Annotated in this window: 6 protein-coding genes; 3 read left to right on the forward strand and 3 right to left on the reverse strand. The window is 52.6% G+C overall.

Annotated elements, in window-relative coordinates:
- The first annotated feature begins 335 nt into the window (after window positions 1-335).
- Both ABF824_RS15440 and ABF824_RS15445 read left to right on the forward strand, forming a co-directional pair.
- Window positions 336-1,093 (forward strand): IS5 family transposase gene (locus ABF824_RS15440; RefSeq protein ID WP_415489868.1). Its coding sequence is split into 2 segments (ribosomal slippage): window positions 336-666 and window positions 666-1,093, totalling 759 coding nucleotides; the frame shifts between segments, so codons are not numbered across the junction.
- A gap of 14 nt (window positions 1,094-1,107) precedes the next feature.
- A complete protein-coding gene (locus tag ABF824_RS15445) occupies window positions 1,108-1,260 on the forward strand; it encodes a hypothetical protein (RefSeq protein ID WP_415489869.1) in 153 nt (50 codons plus the stop codon).
- 198 nt (window positions 1,261-1,458) lie between these two features.
- Here the strand turns inward: ABF824_RS15445 and ABF824_RS15450 are convergent, their stop codons facing one another.
- The 3 genes from ABF824_RS15450 to ABF824_RS15460 all read right to left on the reverse strand — a co-directional run bounded on the left by ABF824_RS15450 (window position 1,459) and on the right by ABF824_RS15460 (window position 3,541).
- Window positions 1,459-1,767, reverse strand: a complete 309-nt coding sequence (locus tag ABF824_RS15450; protein ID WP_415489870.1) for a putative quinol monooxygenase — start codon at window positions 1,765-1,767, stop codon at window positions 1,459-1,461.
- A gap of 65 nt (window positions 1,768-1,832) precedes the next feature.
- Window positions 1,833-2,894 (reverse strand): alpha/beta fold hydrolase, encoded by a 1,062-nt coding sequence (locus tag ABF824_RS15455; RefSeq protein ID WP_415489871.1) that lies wholly within the window; start codon window positions 2,892-2,894, stop codon window positions 1,833-1,835.
- Between the two features lie 89 nt (window positions 2,895-2,983).
- Entirely contained in the window at window positions 2,984-3,541 is a 558-nt protein-coding gene (locus ABF824_RS15460; RefSeq protein WP_386884222.1) for an NADPH-dependent FMN reductase, read from the reverse strand.
- Between the two features lie 362 nt (window positions 3,542-3,903).
- On the opposite strand from ABF824_RS15460, the gene ABF824_RS15465 reads away from it, so the two are divergent.
- On the forward strand, window positions 3,904-4,830 hold the full coding sequence (locus ABF824_RS15465) for a LysR family transcriptional regulator (protein WP_415489872.1): 927 nt from the start codon (window positions 3,904-3,906) through the stop codon (window positions 4,828-4,830).
- Window positions 4,831-4,983: the final 153 nt, after the last annotated feature.

The following is a 4,983-nucleotide window of genomic DNA, read 5'->3' on the forward strand; positions in this document are numbered from 1 at the left end:
CGTCAGGCTCATAACCTGAAGGCCGCAGGTTCAAATCCTGCCCCCGCAACCAAAACTTATACAATATCATCAGCATGTTAAGCCGTCCGTAAGGGCGGCTTTCTGCGTTTGGGACATACGCGCAGGATGCGTATAGGATGCAGATGGGAGTGAAACTCCAGCGTAGGTTGGGCTGAAATCGGGGTTCTTCACGATTGCGTGGTTGCTGTTGGATGGCTCTTTGACACAGTGGAAATTGCGCTATCTGACGACAAGGTGTTTATTACCAGAGTCTAGGGTCAAACCTCTTTACGACATAATCCTGATGTGATTCCAATCCTCTATGGAGGATTGGAATGAGCAGACTGCCGATGCTGAGCCATGAGCAGATGAAAGTTCTACAACCATTATTACCTCGTGCCCGGGGGCTGCGCCGTGTGGATGACCGTCGGGTCATCAGCGGGATCATTTATGTGATCCGTAACGGCCTGCAGTGGAAAGATGCACCCAGAGAGTTCGGATCATACAAAACTCTTTACAACCGGTTCATCCGCTGGAGCAAACGCGGCGTATTCGAGAAGATCTTCGCAACCCTGGCAGCGCGGGCCGGTGTTCCGGAATGCCTTATGATCGACAGCACGCATCTCAAGGTGCACCGTACGGCAGCCTCACTGCGTAAAAAGGGGCAGCGCCCCGCAGGATCGGACGGACACGCGGCGGCCTGAATTCGAAGCTTCATGCCGTCTGTGATGGTGTGGGGCGCCCCATTGCCATGCTTCTGACGGAAGGCCAGATGAGCGATCATCGCGGTGCCCGCATCCTGCTGCCAGTCCTGCCAGATGCCCACTATCTGATTGCGGACAAGGGCTATGACAGTACCCGCTTTCGTGACGCCCTTGCCTCGAGTGGTATTGCGCCCTGCATTCCATCAACAAAAAACCGAAGGAAACTGCTGCCTTACGATCGGCATCTTTATGGGAAACGACACAAGGTCGAGAACCTCTTCGGGAAAATCAAGGACTGGCGCCGTATCGCAACGCGTTACGACCGTTGCGCCCATACCTTCTTTTCGGCCATCTGCCTCGCAGCTACCATCATCTTCTGGATGCCATAAAGAGTCCTGACCCTATGTCGGCTGTGGTTTCTGTGGAGGATCGGTTCCCGACACCAGGCGGTAACCCGGAAGGTCCGTACGTCGTCTTTTTTATAGATCCGGCCATCTATTCCATTGAGCAACGCCCTGAGACGGGGCAGATGTCGGGAGATGGCGTTGTCGATTGAGGCTGGTGGAGCGAAGGCATTACGGACGGCGGAGAAGGTCGCGACGAAGCGCTGACAGCCTCCCGGTGATCGAAACCTTGGTATGGTGTGTTCGCGCTTCGCAGCGATAGATATGAGTTCTCAGCCGTGTTGTTCAGGCCTTTGTGAGATCGGTGTCCCACACAGGGGTGGATATAAAAAGGGTGGCACGTCAGAACGTTACGGCTGGCTGCCTAGACGCTCGTCCCAAGGGCTACCTAAATGTGGATAGAGAGCAGTTCGAAAGCGGCGAACTGTATCTGACTCGATGAAGCGTCGATAGCCCGCCTCGCTGACGAAAGTTTCCATCAAAATGAAATGATTCGATGCGTTATCTTTTTGCTGGATCAAGCTGATAAAACGCACATTCGGATTCTGTCTTACTTCGTCCCGGTAATTAATCAGAATTTTTTTTCCTTCAACCTGGTCGCTTGGCATCAAATCAACATTCACGATAGCATAAAAATCACCAATGCTCGGAACAGCCATGGCAGGCCCATCAATTGCCATAAGTATGAAGAGAAATAATGTAAGGTAATACATGTCAGATTACTCTATGCTTTTAAAAAAGAGAGGAGTTCTGCGCGAAAATGCTCTGCCACTTCCAAATGTGGTACATGACCTGCATCAGGAAAAGAGACAAATCGGCCATTACGCAATTCGCTAACTGCCTGCTGCGCTGCCTGATGGATACTGGGCATCGCTGTCCTGGCTGCGGCCGATGCATAAGATATAAGTGGCGCTGAGCGGTCCTTCGTTCCTGCGGTAACCATGACGGGCATGGTGAGAGATGGATATAGTGGGCGAAGTGGCTCTCGATAAATCATTTGATAGGTCAGTGCTGAGGCACGGGCAAAACGCTCGAATTCGCTTGATAGCGTTGTGCGCATACGCCATGTCACAAAAGGTTCGTAAGCAGTCTCAGGTAGTATTGGAAAGAAATGAGCAATGAACGCACGGTAACTGACAACAGTGTAAGCATGCTCCGCCGCAATTAATGTTGCGGTCTCCTGCGGCGGAATGAAAGCGCGATAATCGACCAGTCCGATCGGATCCTCAAGCACGAGTTGTTCAATCCGGTCCGGTGCCATACTTGCGATACGAACAGCGAGCGCGCCACCGGTTGAGTGTCCAAGTAAGCTGATGCGACTGAGAGACAGAGCATCCGCTAGAGCCAACGTGTTGCGTGCAAGTGCCTCGAAAGAGTAATTTATGTCGGGTTTCGATGATTTATTGAAACCGATCTGATCGGGTACGATCACCCGAAAACCGGCGCCGCGCAGCCATTCAATTGGCCCGCTCCAGTAACTGCTATCAAAATTCTTTCCATGAAGTAACAGGATTGCCCGGCCATTGGCCACCGACGTTGGTGTGAAATCCATGTAGGCCATACGCACCGACTGACCTTCCATGACCAGCGGTAGGAAAGAAATAGGACCCGGATAAGGCCACCCTTCCAATCCGATACCAATAGCCTCCCCGCTCATAGTTGTGGCTGGTTGTGGTGGTGTTGCCATTGTTCGAGCTGCCGTTACGGCAAGCGTTGCGGTTGCAAGCGGAAGTGTCAATGCGGCTCGCCGGGTCACTACCGACGAGGCGGTGAAAAGATCAGGCATTATGTTATCTCACTAGAAATTCGGCACCCCGTTTCAGGGCAGGATGCATTATGATGCTCACAATCACCATTCTCGAAAGAATGCAGTAATCAGGATACGATCATTTTCACGAACGATAATAGTTGATTTGCCACGAAGTCTCGTGTTCCGACATCTGTCAGTTCTGGCGGTTCACCTGCCACTTTCCCGGCAATCTGCCCGATCATGACTTCCGGCTTGTTCAGCACGACAGCATCAAGAAACACGAGGCTCTGGCGTAATTGATATTGCGCCCGTGCTCCGCCAATTATGCTTGGCGATGCTGTCTGGATTGCAACCGGCTTACTTGCGAACGGTTGGGGGGTCATGCGCGACATCCAGTCGAGTGCATTTTTCAACACTCCGGGGATCGAGTAATTATATTCTGGTGTCACGATGATCACACCATCTGCCGCCATGATCTGCTGGGCCATGGCTTGTACCGGCACAGGAAATCCTTCAGCCTGAAGGTCGGCATTGTAATGTGGAATGTCCGCGATGGAGCCGAGGCTGCTGATCGTTACGTTCTCGGGCGCAAGAGTCGGCAATGCACGGGCTACCGCCGCATTGACCGAGTTCTTCCGCAAACTGCCCAAGAGGGTCACTAGATGAAGTGTGCTTTTGGTCATTGATACATCTCCGGTGATAAACATTAGCTATGGACAAACAGGAATTTTGGACGCGCCAACATGAGGAAAATACATATGACCCCGACAAGTCCGGCGAAGATGAATACTTTTATCAGCCCTAAGAACGCGTTGATCGCCTATGTACCAAAAACCAATATGGCTCTTACGGCAGGCGTGATGCCACTACTGCCGTAATCAAGGGGAACGCTGTGGTGCCGACATTTATCTGGGGACTGCTTCCTTATTCTTGGCCTTTGAGACTACGCATGCTCTTCCAGATGAAACGAACATGAGACTAGCAGCGCCAGATATGCCAAGATATGAGCATATTTTTGAATATCTCGTGCGGAAATTTTGAACGAATGATAGGCGCCACGTTCGAACAATTGCAGGTATTCGTCACCTTAGGGCGGCAGGGTAGTCTGGCGGGCGCTGCGCGGGCGCTGGGAAAATCACCCTCGGCTGTAACGGCAATTATGCAGGTACTCGAAGGGGTCGCGGGCATTTCGCTATGCGATCGCACTGGATATCGCGCAGTTCTGAGCGCACAGGGCAGGGACCTGCTGCCCCGCGCGGAACTGATCCTGCGTGAGATGCAGGCATGGCGCGCTCAGGCACAGTCAATGGCGACTGGTATAGAGTCGGAACTGGTGATCGCGATTGATGCGCTCTATTCGATTGAATGGATCGCGCCTGTCTTGTCGACCTTTCGTGATCGCTACCCCGATGTCACCCTGACGCTGCGTACAGAGATCAGCTCCCGTGCGGTCGCTGCTGTTATCACCGGAGATGCGCCGATCGGAATTCTTGTGGATTTTCGACCGACAAAGGATCTATTCCGAGCAACTCCGCTGGGGCAGGTCAAGCTTGTGGCGGTCTGCGCCCCCCAGCATCCACTGGCGCAGATTAGTGGGCCACATAGTCGTAATACAGTCCATGATCACATGCAGATTGTTCTAGGCGAGCACGACAGGGGCGCTGGCGAATGGGGCGAGCGGGGCGTTCTGTCGATACGCGCATGGCACGTGACGGACATGGAAACGAAAAGGCGTCTGCTCGTCGAAGGTGTCGGGTGGGGCAGTCTTCCGTGGCACGTTGCCGCACCAGAACTGCAGCATGGAAGACTACAACTCCTAGAATTCAGCGAATGGAATTTTCACTCGACTGTGCCAGAACTCACGGCATCCATGGTGCATCTAAAAGACAATGTGCTCGGTAGGGCAGGCCAGTGGTTTCTGGCGGAAATTTTGAGATCCACGACAGGTCAATGCTCTGTAACACTCAAATAAACATGGCAACTTGCGTCGCTCAGGTATCGCGTGCAGAGCATGGAGATCAAAACTGTTATGTAATTATAAGAACTTGATATATAAATTTTCTTAAGGTGGTAAGCATCCGGCGGGAGACGCGGGCGTATTCAGGCGGCGATGGTATTGTGGACC

This window comes from Acetobacter sp. (assembly GCF_047721705.1).
Classification (GTDB): domain Bacteria; phylum Pseudomonadota; class Alphaproteobacteria; order Acetobacterales; family Acetobacteraceae; genus Acetobacter.